General features: G+C 41.9%; 26 protein-coding genes. 23 read left to right on the top strand and 3 right to left on the bottom strand.

What is annotated here, in order from left to right:
• From yqeH to MHB38_RS12265, 7 genes are read left to right on the top strand one after another with little or no spacing between them, the layout of a single operon-like run.
• Positions 1–1,101, top strand: coding sequence for a ribosome biogenesis GTPase YqeH (gene yqeH, locus MHB38_RS12295; protein WP_007501357.1), 1,101 nt, complete (start codon positions 1–3; stop codon positions 1,099–1,101).
• Positions 1,102–1,122: 21 nt separating this feature from the next.
• Complete coding sequence (gene aroE, locus MHB38_RS12290) at positions 1,123–1,965, top strand: shikimate dehydrogenase (protein WP_035702719.1); 843 nt, start codon at positions 1,123–1,125, stop codon at positions 1,963–1,965.
• Positions 1,959–2,249 (top strand): ribosome assembly RNA-binding protein YhbY, encoded by a 291-nt coding sequence (gene yhbY, locus MHB38_RS12285; RefSeq protein WP_008342507.1) that lies wholly within the window; start codon positions 1,959–1,961, stop codon positions 2,247–2,249. Before aroE ends, yhbY begins: the two co-directional genes overlap by 7 nt.
• A gap of 13 nt (positions 2,250–2,262) precedes the next feature.
• Complete coding sequence (locus MHB38_RS12280) at positions 2,263–2,832, top strand: nicotinate-nucleotide adenylyltransferase (protein WP_045034392.1); 570 nt, start codon at positions 2,263–2,265, stop codon at positions 2,830–2,832.
• On the top strand, positions 2,822–3,385 hold the full coding sequence (gene yqeK / locus MHB38_RS12275; RefSeq protein WP_017367637.1) for a bis(5'-nucleosyl)-tetraphosphatase (symmetrical) YqeK: 564 nt from the start codon (positions 2,822–2,824) through the stop codon (positions 3,383–3,385). Before MHB38_RS12280 ends, yqeK begins: the two co-directional genes overlap by 11 nt.
• A 12-nt stretch (positions 3,386–3,397) precedes the next feature.
• Complete coding sequence (gene rsfS / locus MHB38_RS12270) at positions 3,398–3,754, top strand: ribosome silencing factor (RefSeq protein ID WP_008342502.1); 357 nt, start codon at positions 3,398–3,400, stop codon at positions 3,752–3,754.
• Positions 3,751–4,494 (top strand): class I SAM-dependent DNA methyltransferase, encoded by a 744-nt coding sequence (locus MHB38_RS12265; protein ID WP_202734336.1) that lies wholly within the window; start codon positions 3,751–3,753, stop codon positions 4,492–4,494. The genes rsfS and MHB38_RS12265 overlap by 4 nt, the downstream gene beginning before the upstream one ends.
• A 48-nt stretch (positions 4,495–4,542) precedes the next feature.
• On the opposite strand, the gene comER is transcribed toward MHB38_RS12265, so the two are convergent.
• Entirely contained in the window at positions 4,543–5,391 is an 849-nt protein-coding gene (gene comER, locus MHB38_RS12260; RefSeq protein ID WP_039964044.1) for a late competence protein ComER, read from the bottom strand.
• 90 nt (positions 5,392–5,481) lie between these two features.
• Here comER and MHB38_RS12255 point away from each other — a divergent pair, with 90 nt between their 5' ends.
• The 3 genes from MHB38_RS12255 (at position 5,482) to MHB38_RS12245 (ending at position 9,066) form a co-directional block, all read left to right on the top strand.
• On the top strand, positions 5,482–6,111 hold the full coding sequence (locus tag MHB38_RS12255) for a helix-hairpin-helix domain-containing protein (RefSeq protein WP_202734337.1): 630 nt from the start codon (positions 5,482–5,484) through the stop codon (positions 6,109–6,111).
• Between the two features lie 65 nt (positions 6,112–6,176).
• Positions 6,177–6,746, top strand: a complete 570-nt coding sequence (locus MHB38_RS12250) for a ComE operon protein 2 (protein WP_008342495.1) — start codon at positions 6,177–6,179, stop codon at positions 6,744–6,746.
• Positions 6,739–9,066 carry a DNA internalization-related competence protein ComEC/Rec2 gene (locus MHB38_RS12245; RefSeq protein ID WP_341004302.1) on the top strand — a complete coding sequence of 776 codons (2,328 nt, stop codon included), beginning with the start codon at positions 6,739–6,741 and terminating at the stop codon, positions 9,064–9,066. Before MHB38_RS12250 ends, MHB38_RS12245 begins: the two co-directional genes overlap by 8 nt.
• 39 nt (positions 9,067–9,105) lie before the next feature.
• On the opposite strand, the gene MHB38_RS12240 is transcribed toward MHB38_RS12245, so the two are convergent.
• A complete protein-coding gene (locus MHB38_RS12240) occupies positions 9,106–9,240 on the bottom strand; it encodes a YqzM family protein (RefSeq protein ID WP_008342491.1) in 135 nt (44 codons plus the stop codon).
• Between the two features lie 238 nt (positions 9,241–9,478).
• Here MHB38_RS12240 and holA point away from each other — a divergent pair, with 238 nt between their 5' ends.
• On the top strand, positions 9,479–10,498 hold the full coding sequence (gene holA, locus MHB38_RS12235) for a DNA polymerase III subunit delta (RefSeq protein ID WP_017358025.1): 1,020 nt from the start codon (positions 9,479–9,481) through the stop codon (positions 10,496–10,498).
• 134 nt (positions 10,499–10,632) lie between these two features.
• Here holA and rpsT read toward each other — a convergent pair whose 3' ends face one another.
• Positions 10,633–10,899 carry a 30S ribosomal protein S20 gene (gene rpsT / locus MHB38_RS12230; RefSeq protein WP_008342485.1) on the bottom strand — a complete coding sequence of 89 codons (267 nt, stop codon included), beginning with the start codon at positions 10,897–10,899 and terminating at the stop codon, positions 10,633–10,635.
• Positions 10,900–11,097: 198 nt separating this feature from the next.
• Here rpsT and gpr point away from each other — a divergent pair, with 198 nt between their 5' ends.
• The 12 genes from gpr to mtaB all read left to right on the top strand — a co-directional run bounded on the left by gpr (position 11,098) and on the right by mtaB (position 25,098).
• The gene (gene gpr / locus MHB38_RS12225) at positions 11,098–12,213 is read left to right on the top strand and encodes a GPR endopeptidase (protein ID WP_008342483.1); all 1,116 of its coding nucleotides are present in this window, start codon (positions 11,098–11,100) and stop codon (positions 12,211–12,213) included.
• Positions 12,214–12,279: 66 nt separating this feature from the next.
• Entirely contained in the window at positions 12,280–13,488 is a 1,209-nt protein-coding gene (locus tag MHB38_RS12220) for a stage II sporulation protein P (RefSeq protein WP_341003515.1), read from the top strand.
• Positions 13,489–13,501: 13 nt separating this feature from the next.
• Positions 13,502–13,834, top strand: a complete 333-nt coding sequence (locus MHB38_RS12215) for a YqxA family protein (RefSeq protein ID WP_017367631.1) — start codon at positions 13,502–13,504, stop codon at positions 13,832–13,834.
• Positions 13,835–13,999: 165 nt separating this feature from the next.
• The gene (lepA, locus tag MHB38_RS12210; RefSeq protein ID WP_008342476.1) at positions 14,000–15,838 is read left to right on the top strand and encodes a translation elongation factor 4; all 1,839 of its coding nucleotides are present in this window, start codon (positions 14,000–14,002) and stop codon (positions 15,836–15,838) included.
• A 114-nt stretch (positions 15,839–15,952) separates the two neighbouring features.
• Positions 15,953–17,092: a radical SAM family heme chaperone HemW gene (hemW, locus tag MHB38_RS12205; RefSeq protein ID WP_050827431.1), complete on the top strand. Its 1,140-nt coding sequence runs from the start codon at positions 15,953–15,955 to the stop codon at positions 17,090–17,092.
• An 81-nt stretch (positions 17,093–17,173) separates the two neighbouring features.
• Positions 17,174–18,205 (top strand): heat-inducible transcriptional repressor HrcA, encoded by a 1,032-nt coding sequence (gene hrcA, locus MHB38_RS12200; RefSeq protein WP_008342473.1) that lies wholly within the window; start codon positions 17,174–17,176, stop codon positions 18,203–18,205.
• A gap of 63 nt (positions 18,206–18,268) precedes the next feature.
• Positions 18,269–18,826, top strand: coding sequence for a nucleotide exchange factor GrpE (gene grpE / locus MHB38_RS12195; protein WP_008342471.1), 558 nt, complete (start codon positions 18,269–18,271; stop codon positions 18,824–18,826).
• A gap of 24 nt (positions 18,827–18,850) precedes the next feature.
• A complete protein-coding gene (gene dnaK / locus MHB38_RS12190) occupies positions 18,851–20,689 on the top strand; it encodes a molecular chaperone DnaK (RefSeq protein ID WP_076822238.1) in 1,839 nt (612 codons plus the stop codon).
• A 165-nt stretch (positions 20,690–20,854) separates the two neighbouring features.
• A complete protein-coding gene (gene dnaJ / locus MHB38_RS12185; protein WP_341003504.1) occupies positions 20,855–21,988 on the top strand; it encodes a molecular chaperone DnaJ in 1,134 nt (377 codons plus the stop codon).
• Between the two features lie 22 nt (positions 21,989–22,010).
• Complete coding sequence (gene prmA / locus MHB38_RS12180) at positions 22,011–22,946, top strand: 50S ribosomal protein L11 methyltransferase (protein ID WP_017358022.1); 936 nt, start codon at positions 22,011–22,013, stop codon at positions 22,944–22,946.
• 23 nt (positions 22,947–22,969) lie between these two features.
• Positions 22,970–23,740 (top strand): 16S rRNA (uracil(1498)-N(3))-methyltransferase, encoded by a 771-nt coding sequence (locus tag MHB38_RS12175; protein WP_046344016.1) that lies wholly within the window; start codon positions 22,970–22,972, stop codon positions 23,738–23,740.
• Positions 23,740–25,098 carry a tRNA (N(6)-L-threonylcarbamoyladenosine(37)-C(2))-methylthiotransferase MtaB gene (gene mtaB / locus MHB38_RS12170; protein ID WP_017358020.1) on the top strand — a complete coding sequence of 453 codons (1,359 nt, stop codon included), beginning with the start codon at positions 23,740–23,742 and terminating at the stop codon, positions 25,096–25,098. The genes MHB38_RS12175 and mtaB overlap by 1 nt, the downstream gene beginning before the upstream one ends.
• The last annotated feature ends 9 nt before the right edge of the window (positions 25,099–25,107 follow it).

Raw genomic sequence — 25,107 nt, 5'->3', positions numbered from 1 at the left:
ATGGAAAAGGTTGTTTGTATTGGCTGCGGTGTAGCCATTCAGACGGAAGATAAAGATCAATTAGGATATGCGCCGGCAGCATCTCTATTGAAAGAAGATGTGATCTGTCAGCGCTGTTTTAGGTTAAAGAACTACAATGAAATTCAGGATGTATCTTTAACAGAAGACGACTTTTTAAATATTTTACACAGCATTGGCGAGACTGATTCTCTGATCGTCAAGGTCGTTGATATTTTTGACTTTAACGGAAGCTGGATTAATGGACTGAGCCGTATTGTTGGTGGTAATCCCATTTTACTTGTCGGCAACAAGGTAGATATTTTACCGAAATCCGTGAAAAAAGACCGTCTTGTTCAATGGATGAAGCGGGAAGCAAAAGAAAATGGGCTCAATCCGATCGATGTGTTTTTAATCAGTGCGAGCAGAGGACAAGGTGTGCCTGAGGTCATGGAGGCCATTGATCATTACCGTGAGGGTAGAAATGTCTATGTTGTCGGCTGTACAAATGTTGGGAAATCAACATTTATTAACCGCATTATCAAAGAGGTGTCTGGAGAAGAGAATGTGATCACCACATCCCAATACCCAGGGACAACACTTGATGCGATTGAAATCCCGCTTGATGACGGGTCTGCTTTATTCGATACACCGGGGATCATCAACCGCCATCAAATGGCGCACTATGTCGGCAAAAATGACTTAAAGATTTTAACGCCCAAAAAAGAATTGAAACCGAGAACGTTCCAGTTAAATGAAGCTCAAACGCTTTACTTTGGCGGACTGGCTCGATTTGATTATGTAAAAGGCGGCAGAACATCCTTTGTCTGCTATATGCCAAATGAACTCAACATTCATAGGACGAAGATGGAGAATGCAGATGACTTATATGAAAAGCATGCAGGTGAACTACTTTCACCGCCATCAAAAGAGGGGATGGAAGATTTCCCGCCGCTCGTTCCGCACACTTTCACCATCGATCAGCCAAAAATGGACATTGTCTTTTCAGGATTGGGCTGGGTGACTGCGAATGATGCTGGAAAACAAATCAAAGTGTATGCGCCAAAAGGCGTGCACGTGTTTATGAGACGTTCGTTAATTTAAATGTTCAGAGGGGGAGAGACCTTGAAACCTTTATACGGAGTAATCGGTAACCCTGTTGGCCATTCAATGTCTCCGGATATTCATAATGCAGCATTAAAGGATGCTGGAATTGATGGACATTATCATGGCTTTCAAGTAGAAAATGATGACCTGAAAGATGCCATTAACGGTATGAAAGCCTTAGGAATCAGCGGCTTTAACGTCACTGTTCCGCACAAGGTAGACATCATGCAGTACCTTGACAAAATTGATGTGACAGCTGAACGTCTGCGTGCCGTCAATACGGTTCGCCTCGAAAATGGTCAACTCGTTGGGTACAATACAGATGGAGAGGGTTTTCTTCATTCGTTGCTTGAAGCCTTGGATCGGCCGTTATCAGAGCTGTCATTTCTCATGATTGGTGCTGGCGGAGCGGCAAGAGCGATTTATATGACAATTGCTGAGTATGCACCGAAAAGCTTTGACATTACGAATCGTACCATTGAAAAAGCTGAGGCTTTAATTGAAAGTGCCGGTGGGAAAATCACATCTCGTGCCATTGCATTAAATACAGCAGAAGAGCGGCTTGGGGAATATGATGTCATCATCCATACGACCTCGATTGGTATGTATCCGAATGTTGAAGAAACCCCAATTTCTTTAGCGAACGCAAAAAAAACAGCGGTCGTTTGTGATATTGTGTATAATCCAATAGAAACAAAGCTGCTAAGCGAAGCAGCTGGGTTAGGTTTGAAAACGGTCGATGGCGTCGGCATGTTTGTTGGTCAGGCAGTAAGAGCCTTTGAACTGTGGACGGGCATTACACCTGACGCCCGAAAAATGAAGTCAATTGTCATAGAGAAATTAGGAGGAACACCATGTTAAAAGGTAAGCAAAAACGTTTTTTACGTGCGCAAGCACATCATTTATCACCTATTTTTCAAGTTGGAAAAGGCGGGGTAAATGACAATATGGTCAAGCAAATTTCCGAGGCGCTTGAAGCAAGAGAACTTTTGAAAGTCAGCGTATTGCAAAACTGCGACGAGGACAAAACAGAGGTTGCAAAAGCACTTGTAAAAGGTGCAAAAGCTGAACTCGTTCAAACGATCGGAAATGTGATTGTCCTTTATAAGGAATCAAAGGAAAATAAACAAATTAAGCTGCCGTAAAGGTGGATATGATATGAAAAAAATAGGGTTGTTCGGCGGTACGTTTGATCCCCCGCATAATGGGCATTTGCTGATGGCAAGTGAGGTGCGTTTCCAAGTAGGGCTTGATGAAATTTGGTTTATCCCAAATCACAAGCCCCCTCATAAAACGGGCCGAAAACGAGCAGAGAGTCATCACCGCGTAAAAATGGTGGAAAAAGCGATTCAGTCAAATCCTCATTTTCGAGTTGAGCTTATTGAAATGGAGCGGGAGGGCCCATCTTATACAGTAGATACGGTTGAGCTGTTGAAGAAGCGCCATCCTGAAGATGAGTTCTTTTTTATGATTGGAGCGGACATGGTCGAGTATTTGCCGAAATGGCACAGAATCGATGATTTGCTTCAGATGATCACCTTTATTGGGATGAAAAGACCAGGTTATGAAGGAAGTACGGCATATCCTCTTTTGTTTGCAGATGTTCCGGCTTTTGATGTATCATCGACATTGATTAGGCAGCGAATGAAGCAGGGGAAACCTGTTGATTATTTGATTCCGAAAGCTGTTGAGTGTTATATAAAGGAGCATCATTTATATGAATCGTGAAGAAGCTTTAAACTGTGTCAAACAGCAGTTAACAGAGCATAGATATACACATACAATTGGGGTCATGGAGACGGCCATTTCATTAGCTGAACGTTTTGGTGTAGATGTGAAAAAAGCAGAGGTCGCGGCTATTTTCCACGATTATGCTAAATTTAGACCGAAAGAAGAAATGAAGGGCATCATCCAGCAAGAACAGATGAACCCTCTATTGCTTAAATATTCACCTGAGCTTTGGCATGCCCCAGTTGGTGCCTATTTGGTCAAAAAAGAAGTTGGAATTGACGACCGAGATATTTTAACAGCCATTGAATTCCATACATCCGGCAGACCGAACATGACATTGCTTGAAAAAGTTATTTATGTCGCCGACTATATAGAGCCAGGACGCCATTTTCCTGGTGTAGAGGAAGTAAGAGAGTTAGCAGAGCAGGATTTGGATCTTGCCTTGATTCAATCTTTAAAAAACACCGTCAGCTTTTTAATGAAAAAGAATCAGCCAGTTTTCCCAGATACACTTGCTACTTATAACTCACTTGTGCAAAAGAACAACTAAGGAGGAATTTTGATGGATGCATCATCAATTTTAAACATCGCAGCTGGAGCGTGCGATGATAAACGGGCAGAGGATATTATTGCCCTGAATATGCAAGGGATCTCACTTGTTGCAGATTATTTTCTCATTTGTCACGGGAATTCTGACAAACAAGTACAGGCCATTGCAAGAGAAGTGAAACACCTTGCAGAAGAAGGCGGCATCGAAGTTAAAAAGATGGAGGGCTTTGACGAAGCAAGATGGGTCTTGATTGATCTAGGAGATGTCATTGCTCATGTGTTCCACAAAGAGGAAAGAGGATACTATAACTTAGAGAAGCTTTGGGGAGATGCGCCGAGAGAAACGCTTTCGCTTGGCATTAACTCATGATTTATCAAGGGTTTGCAGGTGTGTATGATGAGCTCATGACACATGCCCCTTATGATGAATGGGTTCAGTGGGTACAGCGGTATATCAAGCCAAATAGTGCGATTATCGATGTAGGTTGTGGAACTGGAGAGATCTCTCTTCGGTTAGCTGCAAAAGGCCACATGGTCACAGGAATTGACCTAAGTGAAGAGATGCTGGCATTTGCGCAGCAAAAAGCACAGGCTCATAAGCAGTCTATTCAATTTTTACATCAAGATATGAGAGAGCTTGAGGGGTTTGAACAAACTTTTCAAGCAGCGGTTATTTGCTGTGATTCTTTGAATTATCTAAAAAACGAAAATGACGTCAAAAAAACCTTTAAAAACATGTTTCAGCTTTTAGAGACAGGTGGGGTTTTATTGTTTGATGTTCATACCCCTTATAAAATGGAAGAGGTATTTCCTGGCTCTACTTATGCCGATCAAGATGAAGAGATCAGCTATATTTGGCAGAGTGATCAAGGAGATCATCCATATTCGGTCATTCATGATTTAAGCTTTTTTGTAAAAGACGGAGACGTGTATGAGCGTTATGATGAAACGCACGAACAGCGTACATTTCCTTTTGAGACATATGCAGCGTTCCTTGAGTCCGCTGGCTTTGAACAGATTGAAGTGACCGCTGATTTTACAAATGAAGCACCTCAAGAATGTGCAGAAAGATATTTTATTTCAGCGAAGAAACCAAAAACCATCGTTTAATGGAACGATGGTTTTTTAAAACCCTTTTTTCGCTTGTTGCGAACATGTTTAATTTCTGAGATCATCAGTAAACACACTCGGCGGGTATTGATGCGCAACCGCTTCTACATCCTCATCGAACTTGTCATGAGTGTTCTGGAAAAGCTGATGGAACATATCTTGAACACCTGCTTCAAGTGCTTTAATACCCTCGCCGGTGACGCCGCCTTTTACACACACCTTCTCTTGCAGTGTAGGCAGGGTATACACCCTTTTTTCAATCAAACGGCCAAGTCCTACAAGCATATCTTCTGATAAGGTGGTGGCTTCTTCTTTTGAAATATCCGTTTCTTCAACAGCTGCTTCAATCATTTTCTGAACAAGAAAGCTAATAAAGGCAGGACCGCAGCTGACAATATCTGAGGCTGCCCGTGTGATTGAATGATGAATTTCTATTGGTGTTGAAATGCGGCAAGCGAGTTGTCTGAGCGCTGCTTTTGTCGTGACATTGCATGATGAACCAAATGTTAAAAGAGAGGCGCCTGATAACGCGCGGTTGGTGATGCTTGGGATCAGTCTGGCTGTTTGACAAGGAACAATGTCTTGAAGCTGTTCAGGATGAACCGGACTTGTAATGATGACAATGGTTTGCTGTTCTTTTAAAAGTGGGCTCAGTTCTTTTAAAAGCGGATAAATATCAAGTGGTTTGACACAAACAAAGATGAAATCTTTATCTGTTACAGCTCCTGAAAGCTGTTTCGTCACTTCGACCTCTGGGTGATTCTTTTTTATATTGAACGCTTTTTCGATGGTCCGATTTGTAATGGTGATGGATGAGGGATTGACTGCTTTTGATTCAATAAATGCCTCAGTAAGTATGGTACCCATGTTTCCTGTACCGATTAACCCTATATTCAAACGTTCTCCCTCCTTAGACGCATAGGATCTGTTATCTTCTAAACAGTATGTGAAGCAGCGTGAAAATATGATTGAAAGAAGCGTGAACAAGTGAAGCAGCTCATTTCGTTGAAAAAATACAGTCTTTATCTGATAGCGGGAATCATTATCCTCGTCATCATCTGTTTCTTCTTTTTAGCAGGAAAAGAGAAAGGCAGCGCCGAGCTAGGTGTATTGAAAGAACAACATGAAACGCAAGTCACCTTAGAAGAAAAACAAGAGAGTGCAGAAAAAGAGCCAACATCCATCGTAGTAGAGGTCAAAGGAGCTGTACGGAAGCCGGGCGTTTATGCATTTATGGCTGAGGACAGAGTTGAAGAAGCCATTAAAAGAGCAGGTGGTTTTACGAGCAAGGCAGATATAGTTGACATCAATCAAGCAGCAAAATTAGAGGATAGTATGATGATTTATGTACGAAAGAAGGGGGAGGCTGACAAGCAGGGACAAACAGCAGCGGCTGATACGCCGCCGGGAAATGAAAAGAGTCAAGGGGTGAATGTCAATCAAGCTGATGCAGCGGAATTGCAGACCATTAACGGAATAGGCCCAGCCAAAGCGGAAGCCATCATTGCGTATAGAGAAGAACATGGAGAATTTCAGCAAATTGAAGATTTACGGAATATTTCGGGTTTTGGAGAGAAGACCATTGAACGGCTGAAAAATCAACTGACGGTCAAGTAGAATTGACGGTATAGAAGAAAGGCATGTACACTTAATACCAACCATCATTCTGGAGGGATCAGCTCGTGGAGAGAATTTCATGGAATCAATATTTTATGGCTCAAAGCCATTTGCTTGCCTTGCGAAGCACCTGTGAGCGGCTAGCTGTTGGGGCAACGATCGTAAGAGACAAGCGCATCATCGCAGGTGGATATAATGGATCCATTGCCGGTGACGTGCATTGTGCAGATGTAGGATGCTATGTGATAGATCATCACTGCGTTCGTACAATCCATGCAGAGATGAACGCTATTTTACAATGTGCCAAATTTGGTGCACCAACGGCTGATGCTGAAATATATGTGACGCATTTTCCTTGCTTGCAGTGCTGTAAAGCGATTATTCAAGCAGGTATTCGAACAGTGTATTATGCGAAGGATTATAAAAATCATCCATATGCTGTTGATTTATTTGAACAGGCCGGAGTTCAAACAGAACAGGTAGAACTAGATGAGATGATTATTGACTTAAAAAACCAAGAAAAATTAGCCTTTGTTGCGGATTTAATAGGCAAACTAAGTGAATCAGGACGTAGCGAAACAGAAATTCGTCAAATGCATGAAAAGGCGAATCAATTATTTACTTCCTATGTTTAAGTATTTGCCGTTCGGGGCGATTTCAGCAGCTGCTGGAATTGCTCTGGCCGCATATCATCTTCATTTGTATTTTCTCCTTTTTCTTCTAGTATTTCTTCTTTTCAGTCTGCTGAAAAAAACAACCCAGCTCTTTTTAATGGTCAGTTTGTGTGGAACGATCTATATGCTCATTTTTATGGTGCATCAGTTTTTTGAAACGGATCATCCCATGCAAGAAAAAGCATTTTCTCATTCGGTTGTGATTGAAACGATCCCGAAAATAGATGGCAATCGCTTTTCAGCGACTGTTTCATCAGAGAATCGTCGACTAGCGGCATTTTATACGATTCAAACGGAGCGTGAAAAAGAAGCGCTAAAAGATGTTGGGCCAGGTATGAGCTGTCATATGACAGGTGAGATGCGGTTGCCTAAACAAGCAACCATACCGAATGGCTTTCAATATGATCAATTTCTAAAAACAAAAGGCATTGATGCTATTTTCTTAACGCAGTCTATGAAAAGCTGCACGAAACATGACAGCCCTTCACATGACCTTTCATCTATTAGGCAGAAGGGGTTGAAATTTCTAGAAGATCACGTTCCGAAGAATTCTGTTGGGATTGTGCAGGCACTTATTTTTGGCGATCGTGATTTAATAGACCCTGATACATTAAGAGATTATCAAATGCTTGGCATCATTCATTTATTAGCCATTTCAGGACTTCATGTTCAAACATTGCTCGCTTGTTTATTTTGGTGTCTACTCCGCGCTGGCGTGACAAGAGAGACAGCACGTATTCTTTTAATATCCTTTTTGCCGGTTTATGCTTGTTTAACAGGTGCTGCACCGTCTGTGTTAAGAGCCTGTCTCATGGCTGGAATTTATTTAGTCATCACAAGCCTGCCAAAAGAAATGAAACAGCCTTCTGCGGTCGTGTTAAGTGCAGCGTTCTTGCTTTTATTAGCTATTCAACCACTTTATATATTTGATGTCGGTTTTCAGCTGTCATTTGTGGTGACCTTATTTATTTTGCTATCCACTAGTATTTTATCAAAAGCAAAAAGTTCGGTGATGCAGTTATTCCTCATTTCCTTGATTGCACAGCTTGCTTCGCTTCCTGTTCTTTTATATTATTTTCAACAATTTTCCTTGCTGAGTGTTCCTTTAAATATGATGTTTGTTCCTTTTTATACAATGGTTGTCATGCCTCTGTCCTTATTCTTTTTTCTTTTATCTATCATTTATCTTCCGCTTGGACAAACACTGTTTCAGCTGCTTGATTGGGTGATCCAGTTTAGTCATCAATTGTCTGCACACATGGCTGCTTACGATAGTCTTACTCTCATTTTTATGAAATCGACATGGTGGCATGTGCTCCTAGAGGTTTCCTCCATTGTTTTTCTATTCATTGTGATGGAATGTAAAACTTCTATCAAATCTTATCTTGTGCCGATTTTGATTCTCGTTTGTGTGCTGGCTGTACACTATTTCACGCCGAATTTTCTTCAAAAAGGAGAGGTCACGATGTTAGATGTAGGACAAGGGGATAGTTTGTTTATTCAGCTACCTTATCGAACCGGGCATATATTAGTTGATACAGGAGGCAGGCTTTCTTTTGAAGAAGAGCCATGGAAAAAAAGACGTAAAGTATCTACAATTGGGGATCAAACCCTTATTCCATTTCTGCATTCTAAAGGCATAGCAAAACTTGATGTCCTCATCCTTACCCACGCAGATCAAGATCACATGGGAGAAGCGATGCGGTTAATAAAGCGAAATAAAGTCAAACGCCTTGCAATCCCAAAAGGCTTTGCTCGAAATCCAGAGGATGCGCAGCTTTTAAAGGAAGCGGCTGATCAACGGATTCCTGTAGATGAGTTGGAAAGAGGGGATCAGCTGAGAATTGGAGGACAAAAATTTGACGTTCTGCATCCAGCACGTGACCAGGTGACGAGTAAAAATAATGATTCACTGGTCCTCACCTTTACGCTTGGCGGCAAGCGTTTTATGCTGACTGGGGATCTTGAACAAGAAGGGGAACGAGACATCATTCAAGCTTACCCCAAGCTACGAGCGGATGTCTTGAAGGTTGGGCATCACGGGAGTAAAGGATCAACAAGTGAAGAATGGCTTCAGCATTTGAATCCGTCATATGCACTGATTTCAGCAGGTGAACGAAATCGGTATCAGCATCCTCATCAAGAAGTTTTGAAAAAATTAAATGATCATCAAACAAGGGTGTATCGTACAGATATCGATGGAAGTGTGACCTATGAATTTCTTGAAGAGGATGGAACATTTTACGCTCATCCTCCATATGATATCTTACAAAATCAATAAAAAAACTGCCAAAACGGCAGTCATCTTGCATTCATGTAGTTAAGATCCAACGAGGTGTATCACAGTTGCCAAAATAAACATTGAGGCGAAAAATCCGAATGTGACGATAAAACCAACAGCTGAGTCGGTCACATCATTCCGCTTGCTTTGAACATTCTTTTCAAATTCATTCATTTTCATCCCTCCTGGCTATTTTTAGTATACTTGAACTCATTTGGAATTGCTAGAAGGTAAAGTAACCGTTTTCCATTTTCATGATCATTTTGTGAATATCGTCTGACTGTAAGCTGACCCGGGAGCTTACGTGAGACGTTTACTATAAATGAGGAGGCGGCACTTTCAGCTTCCTCTTTACTAATGTCTCTACACACTTTAGGATAGAGGAGGAAGTGAAAGAGAGGGATTTAAGCGAATGGTCTTTGAGGTATGGAACAATTTAAAAAAAGGGGATATCCATCCCGTTTATTGCTTATATGGAAAAGAAACGTATTTACTTCAAGAGACAGCTGCAAAATTGAGACAAGCTGTCGTCGACGAAGAAACAAAGGATTTTAATTACTCTGTCTTCGATATGGAAGAGGTGCCGCTTGAGCAGGCTGTGACGGACGCAGAAACATTTCCGTTTATGGGAGAGCGGCGTCTCGTTGTGATCAAGAACCCTTATTTCCTCACTGCAGAAAAGAAAAAAGAAAAGATCGAGCATCAGCTTTCTGTGTTAGAAGCTTATTTAGAAAAGCCAGCACCCTATACGATTCTCGTGTTATTAGCGCCATATGAGAAACTGGACGAACGTAAGAAAATCACCAAATTGTTAAAAAAGAAAGCGGCTGTGGTTGAGGCGAAAGAGTTAAATCCGAAAGAAACAACAGATTTCACCATCACGCTGGTGAAAACAGAAGGAAAAACAATCTCGGCTGAAGCGGCAGAACAGCTTGTCATGTTATGTGGCGGGAGCCTGTCCTCACTTTTTCAAGAGGTTCGAAAGCTAAGTACATATATTGGGCAGCGAGAGGAAATTGAGCTGGCGGATGTCAATCAGCTCGTTGCACGAAGTTTGGAGCAGAATATTTTCGAACTGATTAACCAAATCGTGAACAGGCGCCGGTCTGAAGCGATGCAAATGTTTTATGATCTCCTAAAGCAAAATGAGGAACCCATTAAAATATTGGCACTCATTTCAAATCAATTTCGGTTGATATTGCAGACAAAGTACTTTGCTCAGCAGGGATACGGGCAAAAACAAATTGCGTCAAACCTGAAAGTTCACCCATTCCGGGTCAAACTCGCGATGGATCAAGCAAGACTGTTTTCAGAAGAAGAGCTAAAGTACATCGTCAAAGAGCTCTCCACGATTGATTATGAAATGAAAACGGGTAAAAAGGACAAGCAGCTATTATTAGAATTGTTCCTGCTTCGGTTATTAGGGGCTTGAACATAAAAAAACGACCTTCTCAAAAGAGGGCCGTTTTTGTTTAGATGTATAATTGCCAGTCTGTCCTTATGGCTGAGCCGTTCAGGACGGACGTACAGTTAAACAGGTGCCTCATCACTGAGGCGTTGCAATCATTATGCAGAAAGTCCGTTTACTTGTTTCGCAAGTCTTGATTTGTAACGCGCAGCTGCGTTTTTGTGTACAAGACCAGTTTTAACGGCTTTGTCAATGCGTTTTGCAGCAGAAGAAAGAGCAGCTTTTGCTTGCTCAGCATCGTTGTTAGCTACAGAAACTTCAACTTGTTTAATCGCAGTACGCATCGCAGACTTGATTGTTGCGTTGTGTGCACGGCGTTCGTTATTCGTTTTTGTACGTTTGATCGCTGATTTAATATTTGGCATGTGTTTCACCTCCTAAGATACAACCTAAACACAATTGTCTTAAGGTTAAATCTTCACAATAGAACAAATTGTATTCTATCAAACACACCTTTAGAATGCAATATAAATGTAAAGTATTTTTCATTGATGAAGCGCTCGAATGTTTCTTGAAAGAGATGGAAAGACTACTGTTAATTACTTGATGGAAGGAGCCTTTTCATGAAGAAACAGAAACTCGATTTAAGCGCTTATCAAATCCGGACCGATTTGGCCGTTGAAACAAAAGAGATACTAGAACAAGAGAACGATCCGAATGTGGTCAAAAAGGACGGTATTCAAGGAATTGTTGAGAAGGAGAAGGAAGAGCACGGCATCCGCATCCGCACTGTGGAGATTACGACAGAAGGAGAAGAGCTGACCGGAAAAAAGGCAGGGACATACTTGACGCTTGAGGCGCAAGGAATTCGGGAGAAAGACTCTGAGATGCAAGAAAAAGTGGTTGAAGTTTTTGCCCATCATTTTGCTCAATTTTTAAAAGATCACGGCATTCAGGCTGATGCGAGCTGTCTTGTCGTAGGACTCGGAAACTGGAATGTCACGCCGGATGCTTTAGGGCCGCTCACAGTTGAAAATTTGCTGGTGACACGCCACTTATTTGAATTACAGCCTGAGAATGTGCAGGAAGGCTATCGCCCAGTGTCTTCATTATCGCCTGGTGTCATGGGGCTGACTGGTATAGAAACAAGTGACATTATACAAGGTGTCATTGAACGATCTAAACCAGATTTTGTGATCGCCATCGATGCACTGGCTGCACGTGCAGTAGAACGGGTGAATACAACGATTCAAATTTCTGATACAGGTATACATCCAGGATCGGGTGTCGGAAATAAACGAAAAGAATTAAGCAAAGAGACCTTGGGGATTCCAGTCATTGCCATTGGTGTACCGACAGTGGTCGATGCGGTCACGATCGCAAGTGACACGATTGATTACGTGTTAAAGCATTTTGGTAGAGAACTGAAAGATGATAGACCTTCCCGATCTTTAGTACCAGCGGGTCTGACATTTGGGAAGAAAAAAGTGCTGAATGAAGAAGATTTGCCAGATGATGAAACGCGTCAATCCTTTTTAGGAATCGTCGGAACGCTTCCTGAAGAAGAAAAAAGACAGTTGATCCATGAGGTACTTGCACCACTTGGACAAAATCTAATGGTCACACCGAAGGAAGTGGATACATTCATTGATGACATGGCGAACGTACTCGCCAATGGGTTAAATACAGCACTTCATCAAAAAATCTCTCAAGACAACATGGGTTCTTATAATCATTAATCAGTTCTACTTTCTCTAGCTCGCTCATAGTGTAATTACTAGAAAGCGTGCTGGAGGGAGTAAATCATGAAAAAAAGACCTCGCCGTCCTCGACAATTGGTCGTTGCGATTAATGGAACAAAAGTAGTGAAGAGTATTTTTTTGTTTATTGTCTCTCTGGTGGTTGTGTTTGTCATGTCAGGGGCTTTGACGTCTTTAAAACCTGAGCTTAGGCCTCAAGCATCATTATATGGTATGGCAGATGAGCTGTCAGGGGCATTCTTTGCAACTCTAATGGGGATGGAAAATCAATATTTTGCCTCAGCAGTCCCTGAAGATCAAAAAGGATTTCATTTCTCTGGGCTGTCACTCAAACTTGCCACAAGTATCAATTTAGAAGACCCCCGCAGTTTTCTAGGAAGAGAGCTGCCAGGCTTTGAACATTTTGATACAAAAATCATCCTAGCAGGTGAAGGTACAGACTATACGAATATGCCAATGGAATCGCCGCCTCCAAGTGAAGTCATCAAAGATGAAAAAGAAGCAAATCTAGCTGAGCTGGACAAGCTTGATGAAGATGAACCGAAAACGCCTGCAAAAGAGCCGGACCAGTCGACAGGAAAACGAAAAGCTGTGTACATTTATCACACACATAATACGGAATCATATTTACCATTTTTAAAAGGAGAAACAAACCCAAACAATGCGCGCCACTCAAAAGTGAACGTCACCCTTGTCGGGGAGATGTTTGGTAAAGCGCTTGATCAGCAAGGAATCGGCAACACAGTGGATAAAACAGAAATTGAAAAAAGACTGCTGAAAAAAGGGTTGAAGTATCCTCAATCATATAATGAATCCAGATTGGTTGTAAAAGAAGCTCTCGCTAAAAATGATGACCTAGATTACTTAATCGATATTCACCGGGATTCAAGAAGAAAGAAAGATACGACAGTAGAAATCAAAGGCAAGAAATATGCGAGAATCGCGTTTGTTGTAGGGAAGAAGAATCAAAGCTATGAGAAAAACTTAAAGCTGGCGACAGAGTTCCACCATTTGATGGAGAAAAAATATAGAGGACTTAGTGTCGGTGTGTTTGCCAAAGGAGAAATTGGAGATAATGGAATCTATAATCAAGATTTATCTGACAAAGCCCTCCTATTAGAATTTGGCGGTGTGGATAATAATATGGAAGAACTGAAAAACGCATCTAATGCAGCAGCTGATGTGTTCAGTGAAATTTTCTGGGACGCAGAAAAGGTAGACGGCAAAGCAAAGGATGAGAAAAAACGGTCTTAAGGTGGTGGAGGACATGGGATCATTTATCGGAAAAACCATTATTTTATCGCTCGTATTGCTATTCGGTGTCTTTTTAGGAATGCAGCAAGCCAATAATGGCATGCTTCAAATGAAAGGGTATCATGATCCGCAATTAAAAGGGGCCTTCACTGTCCAAACGAATGATGATCAAGAAAAAGAAGCTTCTATCCTCGGAACAGCTGTCACACAAAAAGACTTAGCAGAAAAACAAAAGCAGCTAGAAGAAATGGAGAGCTTTAATGCCTTCTCTAAGGCCGGAAAAGCATTATCAGAAGGTATGACGCATGCAGCCCGTACACTTTATGATTGGGTGAATGGTAAATAAACTGTTGTAAGCATCATGTTGGATGTTATTTCATAAGATATCACACCTTTTCGCAAAAGCCGCTAACCGATGAGCGGCTTTTCTTGATTTCGATTGAATCTTTACAGCCCTATTGATATAATCTAACCTAGCGCAACCCGCGTTTTATAGTAGGAGTGATAGATTGTGACAGATAAAGAAAAACGATTAGAACGGCAATCAAGAATTCGAAATTTCTCCATTATCGCCCATATTGACCATGGGAAATCCACATTGGCTGACCGTATTTTGGAAAAAACAGCGGCGATTACGCAACGAGAAATGAAAGAACAATTACTTGATTCCATGGACTTAGAGCGTGAACGCGGCATTACGATCAAATTAAACTCTGTCCAGCTGAAATATCAGGCGAAGGATGGAGAAGAATATATTATGCACCTGATTGATACACCAGGGCATGTCGACTTCACCTATGAGGTATCTCGAAGCCTAGCTGCCTGTGAAGGTGCAATTCTTGTGGTGGATGCAGCACAAGGCATTGAAGCACAGACACTAGCGAACGTTTATTTAGCTCTTGATAACAACTTAGAAATCCTGCCGATCATTAACAAAATTGATCTGCCGAGTGCAGAACCTGAACGTGTAAGACAAGAAATTGAAGATGTCATCGGGTTGGATGCATCTGAAGCTGTTCTTACCTCTGCTAAGGCGGGCATCGGGATCGAGGATATTTTAGAACAAATCGTCGAAAAGGTGCCGGCACCAGCTGGAGATCCAGAAGCACCACTTCAAGCCCTCATTTTTGATTCTCTCTACGATGCGTATCGTGGCGTCATTGCTTACATACGAATTGTCGAAGGAACCGTCAAACCGGGTCAAAAAATTAAGATGATGGCGACAGGCAAAGAATTTGAAGTGCTTGAAGTCGGCGTATTTACACCGAAAGCAATGCCAACAGACGAACTCACTGTTGGAGATGTTGGTTATTTAACAGCTGCCATTAAAAACGTTGGTGATACACGAGTAGGGGATACGATCACAAGTGCGGTAAACCCTGCGAAAGAAGCTCTGCCTGGATATAGAAAGCTGAACCCAATGGTGTACTGCGGCCTTTATCCAATTGACACAGCGAAATATAACGACTTGCGTGAAGCGTTAGAAAAGCTTGAATTAAACGATTCTTCACTTCAATATGAGGCAGAGACATCCCAAGCACTTGGCTTCGGTTTCCGCTGCGGCTTCCTTGGCATGCTTCATATGGAAATCATCCAAGAACGGATTGAACGTGAATTTAAAATCGACCTTATTACGACAGCGCCAAGTGTTATTTACGATGTGTATATGACAGACGGAGAAAAAATTGTCGTAGATAACCCATCCAATTTGCCTGATCCGCAAAAGATTGAGCGAATTGAAGAGCCATACGTGAAGGCAACAATGATGGTGCCAAATGATTATGTTGGTTCTGTGATGGAGCTTTGCCAAGGAAAGCGCGGCAATTTCATTGATATGCAATATCTTGATGCAAACCGCGTGAGCATTGTGTACGAAATTCCTCTGGCAGAGATCGTATACGAATTCTTTGATCAATTAAAGTCCAATACAAAAGGGTATGCATCCTTTGATTACGAGCTGATCGGCTATCGCCCATCCACTCTAGTGAAAATGGATATCATGCTTAATGGCGAAAAAATCGATGCTCTTTCCTTTATTGTTCACCGCGATTATGCATATGAACGCGGAAAGATCATTGTAGAAAAGCTGAAAGAACTGATTCCGCGCCAGCACTTTGAAGTGCCAGTTCAGGCAGCGATCGGTCAAAAGATTGTTGCTCGGTCTACCATTAAAGCAATGCGCAAGAACGTACTAGCGAAGTGTTATGGTGGAGATATTTCCCGGAAAAGAAAGCTTCTTGAGAAGCAAAAAGAAGGGAAAAAGCGCATGAAGCAAGTGGGTTCTGTAGAAGTCCCACAAGAAGCATTTATGGCCGTGCTGAAAATGGACGACAGCACACCGAAAAAATAACATCCTCAAGGCAACCTGCTTTACAATGCTCGCCTTGACGTTTATAGTCGAAAACAAACGAAGAGGCCGCAGCGATAAACTGCGGCTCTTTACCTGTAAAGAAGGTGTCAACAAATGAAAGCAGCATACATTCACATCCCATTTTGTGAGCACATTTGTCACTACTGTGACTTCAATAAATTTTTCATAAAAACCCAGCCGGTCGATGAATACTTAGCCGCTCTTGAAAAAGAAATGCAGCACACGATTGATCAAAAAGGGGAGCAAGAACTAAAGACGATCTTTATTGGCGGGGGAACCCCGACATCACTGACAACCAGCCAGTTAGATCAGCTTATGGACAGCATTCACCGCGTATTAAAACCAACCAAGAACTTAATCGAGTTTGCAGTAGAAGCAAACCCAGACGAACTATCGCTTGAGAAATTGAATGTCTTAAAATCAGCAGGTGTTAATCGGCTGAGCTTTGGTGTTCAAACATTTGAAGATGACCTGCTCAAAAAAATCGGACGGGTTCATCAAAAGAAAGATGTTCTCACATCTTTCGAGCGAGCAAGAGCAGTTGGGTTTGACAACATTAGTCTTGATCTGATGTTTGGTTTGCCTCATCAAGAGAAGCATCATGTCATGCATTCACTAGAGACCGCTTTTTCATTAGGTGCAGAACATTATTCGGTTTATTCGCTGATTGTCGAGCCAAAGACGGTCTTTTACAATTTGATGCAAAAAGGGAAACTGCATTTACCACCGCAAGAACGTGAGGCTGAAATGTATGAGCTCGTCATGGATGAAATGGAGCGGCACGGACTCAAACAATATGAGATTAGCAATTACGCCAAACCAGGTTTTGAAAGCCAGCATAACCTCACCTATTGGAGCAACGAAGATTACTTTGGTTTTGGCGCTGGAGCGCACGGGTATGTAGATGGCGTCCGTAATGTGAACGCTGGACCAGTGAAGCATTACTTAGAGCTCATTGAACAAACAGGGTTTCCATATAAGGAAACGCATCAGGTGACAAAAGCAGAACAGATCGAAGAAGAAATGTTCTTAGGTTTGCGGAAAATTGAAGGCGTGAAAAGTGCTCACTTTCAAGCGAAATTTGGAGCATCACCAGAAGCACTCTTTCCCGCCATTCTTGAAGAATTAGCAGAAAAAGGTCTCATTGAACAGGATGAGATTGGCATTCATTTAACAAGAAAAGGAAAATTGTTAGGAAATGAAGTATTTCAAGCGTTTCTCGGTGAGTTATAATTGACATTTTAATTTGAGTTTGGTAATTTTGTTTATACAATTAGCACTCGTTGAAAGAGAGTGCTAACAGGGGTGATGATGATGTTAACAAATCGTCAGCTTTTGATTCTACAAGTCATTATTAATGACTTTATTCGTTCGGCGCAGCCAGTTGGATCAAGGACTCTTTCCAAAAAAGAAGACATTACATTCAGCTCTGCGACGATTAGAAACGAAATGGCTGATTTGGAGGAACTCGGTTTTATTGAAAAGACCCATTCTTCATCAGGAAGAATTCCTTCCGAAAAAGGATATCGTTATTATGTAGATCATTTGCTCTCTCCGCGAAAACTGTCATCTAAAGAGCTTGTGCTCATCCAGTCAGTATTTCAGGAGAAAATTTTTGAGCTGGAAAAAACAGTTCAAAAATCGGCGGAAATTTTATCAGATCTCACAAACTACACATCGATTGTCCTTGGTCCAAAGCTAAGTGAAAATCGATTGAAGCAAATTCAGCTTGTCCCCGTCCAGCCTAATAAAGCAGTAGCGATTATGATTACAGACAGCGGGCATGTTGAAAACAAAACCATTACCTTCTCTGAGCATCTTGATGTCTCCGATATTGAGAAGCTGATGAATATTTTAAACAGCCGCTTAGCCGGAGTCCCGATGGATCAGCTGAAGGACAGGATGTATAAAGAAGTAGTGATGCTCCTTCGCACGCATTTAAAAGACTATGATCATATTTTAGATGCGCTTGGTAACACATTCACTTCAACACAAAATGAATCAAAACTTTTCTTTGGCGGGAAGATTAATATGTTGAACCAGCCAGAGTTTCATGACATTGACCGTATTCGTTCACTCATGATGCTGATTGAACAAAAGAATGATGTCATGCAGCTGTTTCATCCAAATCAGCAAGGAATCACCATTAAAATCGGTTCAGAAAACAATTTGGAAGCAATGGAGAACTGCAGTTTAATCACAGCAACTTATGCGATTGATCAAAAATCACTCGGCTCCATCGCTGTCATTGGTCCAACCCGTATGGATTACGGGCGAGTCGTTAGTCTTTTGCATCATGTATCAAAAGACTTGTCAAACGCACTTTCCAATTTGTATGATGAGTAGGGTGATAAAAGGTGGGGGCACAGCCCCTTCGTATAATTGAATCTTTTGAGGGAGGTGAACACAATGTCAGAAGAAAAACAGACACCTGAGCAAGCAGCAGAGGTTGAAGCACAAGAAGAAGCAGTTCAAGCAGAAACTGAGGAAGTAAAGCACGATGAACAGTCTGCCTTCCAAGAGAAGATTGATGAATTGCAGCAGCTTCTAGATGAAAAAGAAAACAAAATTCTGCGTGTTCAAGCAGATTTTGAAAACTATAAACGCCGTGCTCGAACTGAAGTGGAGACCGTGCAAAAATATCGTTCTCAACATGTTGTCAGCGACCTTCTCCCAGCTCTCGACAACTTTGAAAGAGCGCTTGGAATCGATCCAGACAATGAGCAGACGAAAAGTTTGTTAGAAGGTATGCAAATGGTTTACCGCCAGCTGGTAGAAGCGTTGAAAAATGAAGGCGTTGAACCAATTGAAGCTGTCGGCAAAGAGTTCGATCCAAACCTTCATCAAGCCGTCATGCAAGTTGAAGATGAAAACTACGATTCAAACATCGTTGTAGAAGAATTGCAAAAGGGCTATAAACTCAAAGACCGAGTTATTCGTCCATCAATGGTAAAAGTAAATCAATAACTACATAATGGGAGGTCATCGAATATGAGTAAAATCATTGGTATTGACTTAGGAACAACAAACTCATGTGTTGCAGTACTCGAAGGCGGCGAGCCAAAAGTTATTGCAAACGCTGAAGGAGCACGTACAACACCATCTGTTGTCGCTTTTAAAAATGGAGAGCGCCAAGTAGGTGAAGTAGCGAAACGTCAATCAATTACAAACCCGAACACCATCATGTCTGTTAAAAGACATATGGGTACAGATTATAAAGTAGAAGTTGAAGGCAAGAACTACACGCCGCAGGAAATCTCTGCAATCATCCTTCAACACCTTAAATCTTACGCTGAAGCTTATCTTGGCGAAGAAGTAACAAAAGCGGTTATTACAGTTCCTGCTTACTTCAACGATGCAGAGCGCCAAGCAACAAAAGATGCTGGTAAAATTGCTGGTCTTGAAGTAGAACGTATCATCAACGAACCAACAGCAGCTGCACTTGCGTATGGTTTAGATAAAACAGATGAAGATCAAACGATCCTTGTATATGACCTTGGCGGCGGTACATTTGACGTATCAGTCCTTGAGCTTGGAGACGGCGTCTTTGAAGTACGCTCAACTGCTGGGGATAACCGTCTAGGTGGAGACGATTTTGACCAAGTCATCATCGATCATCTAGTGGCTGAGTTCAAAAAAGAAAACGGCATTGATCTTTCTAAAGATAAAATGGCGCTTCAGCGTTTAAAAGATGCTGCTGAAAAAGCGAAAAAAGATCTTTCTGGTGTATCTTCTACACAAATCTCACTGCCATTTATCACAGCTGGAGAAGCAGGACCTCTTCACCTAGAGTTAACTTTAACTCGTGCTAAATTTGAAGAGCTTTCTTCTGAGCTTGTAGAGCGTACAATGACACCTGTACGTCAATCACTGAAAGATGCTGGTCTATCTGCTAGCGAGATTGATAAAGTCATCCTTGTTGGTGGATCAACTCGTATTCCTGCAGTACAAGAAGCAATCAAAAAAGAAACAGGTAAAGAGCCTCATAAAGGCGTAAACCCTGATGAAGTGGTTGCACTTGGTGCGGCAATTCAAGGTGGAGTTATCACAGGAGATGTCAAAGACGTTGTTCTTCTTGACGTCACACCACTTTCTTTAGGAATTGAAACAATGGGCGGCGTATTCACAAAGCTAATTGAACGTAATACAACAATTCCAACAAGCAAATCTCAAGTATTCTCAACGGCTGCTGACAACCAAACTGCTGTAGACATTCACGTCTTACAAGGTGAGCGTCCAATGGCAGCAGACAACAAAACATTAGGTCGTTTCCAATTGACTGATATCCCGCCAGCACCACGCGGCGTACCACAAATCGAAGTATCTTTTGATATCGATAAAAACGGTATTGTCAACGTACGTGCGAAAGATATGGGTACAGGCAAAGAGCAAAACATCACAATCAAATCTTCTTCAGGTCTTTCTGATGATGAGATCGAAAAAATGGTCAAAGAAGCAGAAGAAAATGCTGAAGCAGATGCAAAGAAAAAAGAAGAAATCGAAGTGCGCAATGAAGCAGATCAATTAGTGTTTACAACAGAAAAAACATTAAAAGATCTTGAAGGCAAAATCGATGAAGAGCAAGTGAAAAAAGCGAATGATGCAAAAGATGCGCTAAAAGCTGCGATCGAAAAAGGCGAGCTTGAAGACATTAAAGCGAAAAAAGATGAGCTACAAACAATCGTTCAAGAATTAACGACAAAGCTCTATGAAGAAGCTGCAAAACAAGCACAAGCTCAGCAAGAAGGCGCTGAAGGTGCTCAAAAAGCAGATGACAATGTAGTGGATGCAGAATACGAAGAAGTAAACGACGATCAAGAGAAAAAATAATCACCTTTACTTTTGAAAAAGACTGCTGAAACGTACTCGTCAGAAAGTCAAAGTCAGGATCTCTTGGCTTTGACTTTTTTCTTTTCAACGATGAAAAGGAATTGAAAAAGATCAATTTAAAATGATACAATCGTATTTATGTGAGAAAATCGGGAGTGTGAAGAGATGAGTAAGCGTGATTACTATGAAGTGCTTGGCGTGAGTAAGAGCGCCTCAAAGGACGAAATCAAAAAGGCATACCGCAAGCTTTCAAAAAAGTATCACCCTGATATTAATAAAGAAGCTGGCTCAGACGATAAATTCAAAGAAGTAAAAGAAGCCTATGAAACCCTTTCTGACGATCAAAAACGTTCACATTATGACCAGTTCGGTCACACCGATCCAAACCAAGGATTTGGTGGCGGCGGATTTGGCGGTGGAGGAGACTTTGGCGGCTTCGGCGGCTTTGATGACATCTTCTCTAGTATTTTTGGCGGCGGAGCCAGAAGAAGAGATCCAAATGCACCGCGTCAAGGAGCGGACCTTCAATATACAATGACCCTTTCATTTGAAGAAGCGGCATTTGGGAAAGAAGCAACGATCGAGATTCCCCGCGAGGAATCATGTGAAACGTGTCATGGATCAGGTGCAAAACCTGGAACACAGGCGAAGACATGCTCACATTGCGACGGATCAGGTCAACTAAATGTCGAGCAATCCACGCCATTTGGTAAAGTAGTCAACCGCAGAGTATGTAACTACTGTAGCGGAACTGGTAAACAAATTGAACATAAGTGTTCAACATGTGGTGGATCTGGTAAAGTGCGTAAGCGTAAGAAAATCAATGTGACGATCCCAGCAGGTGTGGACGATGGTCAGCAGCTTAGAGTATCTGGTCAAGGTGAACCAGGTGTAAATGGAGGACCTCCAGGCGATCTATTTGTTGTTTTCCATGTGAGGGCGCATGAATTCTTCGAACGAGATGGAGATGACATCTACTGCGAAATGCCGCTTACCTTTGCGCAGGCTGCACTAGGTGATGAAATTGAAGTGCCGACATTACATGGGAAAGTCAAATTAAAAGTTCCTGCGGGCACACAAACGGGTACGAAGTTTAGACTCAAAGGAAAAGGTGTAAAAAATGTACGCGGTTATGGTCAAGGCGATCAGCATATCGTTGTACGCGTCGTAACACCGACGAATTTAACTGAAAATCAAAAAGATATCATTAGAAAATTTGCTGAAGTGAGCGGAAATAAACCGGACGAACAAGAAATGAGCTTTTTCGATAAGGTGAAACGCGCATTTAAAGGCGAGTAAGACGGATAAGGAGTTGGTAGTATTGAAGTGGTCAGAAATTAGCGTCCATACAACAAATGAAGCGGTGGAACCGATCACCAATATTTTGCATGAAGCAGGTGCAAGTGGTGTCGTGATTGAGGACCCGCTTGATTTAGTCAAGGAACGTGAAAATGTATACGGTGAGATCTACCAGCTCGATCCGAATGATTATCCTGAGGAAGGGGTTATCGTCAAAGCCTACCTTCCGATGAATAGCTTTTTGATGGAAACGGTAGATGAGATCAAAGAAGCCATCAACAATCTTCTTCTATATGATATTGACCTTGGACGAAATACACTGTCAATTTGTGAAGTAAACGAAGAAGAATGGGCGACTGCATGGAAGAAATACTATCATCCTGTGAAAATCTCTGAGAAATTTACCATCGTCCCAACATGGGAAGAGTACACACCTGTTCATTCTGATGAATTGATCATCGAAATGGACCCTGGAATGGCATTTGGAACCGGTACACATCCAACAACGGTTCTTTGCATTCAGGCGCTTGAGCGCTATGTGAAGGAAAACGACACGGTGATTGACGTTGGAACAGGATCTGGCATTTTAAGTGTTGCTGCTGCAATGCTCGGTGCAAAAGACATTCATGCATTTGATCTCGACACCGTTGCAGTGGAAAGTGCAAAGCAGAACATCGAATTAAATGGTGTGAGCGAGCAAGTAACGGTAAAACAAAATAATTTACTTGATGGGATTTCAGGTGAACGCGATGTGATTGTGGCCAATATCCTTGCAGAGGTCATCATGCGCTTTACAGATCAAGCGTATGATCTATTGAAGAAAGACGGTTACTTTATTACATCAGGCATTATCGGACAAAAGAAATTACAAGTCAAAACGGCTTTAGAAGAAGCCGGTTTTGAGATTGTTGAAGTGCTGTCAATGGAAGATTGGGTCAGCATTATAGCGAAAAAATAAAGCGAGTAGGTGTCAGGACACGTATGCAACGATATTTTATCGACCTCACAAAAGAAGAAGTGACGGAAAAGGGACACATCGTCATAAAGGGTGAAGATGTTCATCACCTTGCAAACGTCATGCGGATGAAAGCAGGAGAAGACATCCTTTGCTTAACGACAGACGGCTTTGAAGCGCTCAGTAAAATTGATACAATAACAAAGGAAGAAGTGATTTGTCACTTGGAAGGCTGGACGAATCAGAATCGAGAACTTCCGATCAAGGTGACGATTGCAAGCGGTCTGCCAAAAGGGGATAAGCTTGAATGGATTATCCAAAAAGGCACCGAGCTTGGCGCAAGTGCTTTTATTCCGTTTCAAGCGACTCGTTCGATTACAAAACTTGACCAAAAAAAGTCATTGAAAAAACGAGATCGCTGGGAAAAAATTGCGAAAGAAGCTGCCGAGCAGTCTTACCGGAATATCATTCCGCGCGTTCATCCAGTATCAACATTTAAAGAGCTGATTCAACTGGCCGGTGAATTCGATAAATGTGTCGTTGCATACGAAGAATCATCGAAAGAAGGCGAGCAAAGCCGGTTTCAAACGGTGCTCCAACAGATGAAGGGCGGACAAACCTTATTAGTGGTTTTTGGTCCAGAAGGCGGTTTAGCAGAAAAGGAGATTGAAGAACTTGAAGCGCATGGTGCAGTCATTTGCGGGCTTGGACCACGCATTTTAAGAACAGAAACAGCTCCTCTTTATGCGCTTTCTGCTATATCTTATCAAACAGAGTTATTAAGAGGTGAATCATGATGGGAACAGTAGCGTTCCATACACTTGGCTGTAAGGTCAATCACTACGAAACAGAAGCCATCTGGCAGCTGTTTAAAGAAGCTGGCTATGAAAGAAAAGATTATGAATCAAAAGCAGACGTATATGTCATTAATACATGTACCGTCACCAATACAGGCGATAAAAAAAGCCGCCAAGTCATTAGAAGAGCCATTCGTCATAATCCGGATGGTGTCATTTGTGTAACAGGCTGTTACGCACAAACGTCTCCGGCAGAAATCATGGCGATTCCTGGTGTTGATATTGTGGTTGGCACACAAGACAGACATAAACTGCTTGGTTATATTGAAGAATACAGAAGAGAAAGACAGCCGATCAACGGAGTTGGCAATATCATGAAAGCACGGGTCTTTGAAGAACTAGATGTTCCTGCGTTTACAGACAGAACACGTGCTTCATTAAAAATCCAAGAAGGCTGTAACAATTTCTGTACATTCTGCATTATCCCTTGGGCTCGCGGATTACTGCGTTCTCGCGATCCAGAAGAAGTCATCAATCAAGCGCAGCAGCTTGTCGATGCTGGCTACAAAGAAATTGTATTAACAGGTATTCATACAGGTGGATACGGTGAAGATTTAAAGGATTATAACTTTGCTAAGCTTCTGAAAGAATTAGATGAACGTGTGGCGGGATTAAAACGAATCCGCATTTCATCCATTGAAGCAAGTCAAATTACAGACGAAGTGATTGAAGTGCTCGATCAGTCAGATAAAATTGTGAGACACTTGCACATTCCGCTTCAATCTGGCTCTAATACTGTACTGAAAAGAATGCGCCGTAAATACACAATGGAATTCTTTGCAGAGCGTTTAACGAAGCTCAAAAAAGCATTGCCAGGTCTTGCTGTCACTTCAGATGTGATCGTTGGATTCCCAGGAGAAACAGAAGAAGAATTTATGGAAACATACAATTTTGTCAAAGACCATCAATTCTCTGAGCTCCATGTGTTTCCTTACAGCAAACGGACAGGTACGCCTGCTGCAAGAATGGAAGATCAAGTAGATGAGAATGTGAAAAACGAACGCGTTCACCGCCTCATTGCTCTTTCTGATCAGCTTGCGAAAGAATATGCATCGGCATATGAAGGCGAAGTCTTAGAGATTATTCCAGAAGAATCGTTCAAAGAACAAGACGGAACGCACAATCTGTATGTAGGATATACTGATAACTACATGAAGGTCGTATTTGAAGGAACAGAGGACATGATCGGCCGTTTGGTGAAAGTGAAGATTACAAAAGCAGGCTATCCTTATAACGAAGGACAATTTGTCCGTATAAGTGATGACGTGCAGACGGATCAAGTGAGAATGACCTCATAATAGAGATGA

Origin of the sequence: Bacillus sp. FSL K6-3176 (assembly GCF_038003325.1) — a bacterium.
GTDB classification, from domain to species: Bacteria; Bacillota; Bacilli; order Bacillales; family Bacillaceae; genus Bacillus; species Bacillus altitudinis.
The sequence above is the reverse complement of the archived record's forward strand: the minus strand, read 5'-3'. Positions and strand labels throughout refer to the sequence as shown.